Below are 362 nucleotides of genomic sequence, written 5' to 3' on the forward strand. Positions count from 1 at the left end.
CGGCCACTGCGTGGGCGGGCAGCTTTACGTCGGATAATAATCCTTACTACACGCGCTTGTACTACACCACACCGACCAATGATGCATGGAAAAAAATTCTTGGTGCTTCCGTTAGTATCAATAATGGGATTTTCGACATGCGCGCGATGATGATGCGGCATGAAGAAACCGTGTCACAAAATGATCCGGTCGCGGGCACTACCTTCTTGCTGCAAGATCAGCCGACCCGGATTATGGGCTTATCCATCAATATGGATTACAAAAACTGGCTGCTCAAATCGGAGTTTGACCGTTTCGAACAAAAGGATGCGTCTAAGGGGATTAACAATATCTATAAGTACGCCTTGTTTGGTATTGGTTAT

The 362-nt window shown here is 46.4% G+C and carries 1 pseudogene; it reads left to right on the forward strand.

The features are described from left to right. Window positions 1–362 (forward strand): annotated as a pseudogene (locus tag KDM89_RS20475) (hypothetical protein); the annotation flags it as partial.

This window comes from Cognatundibacterium luofuense, assembly GCF_018139685.1.
Lineage (GTDB): Bacteria > Pseudomonadota > Gammaproteobacteria > Burkholderiales > Burkholderiaceae_D > Undibacterium > Undibacterium luofuense.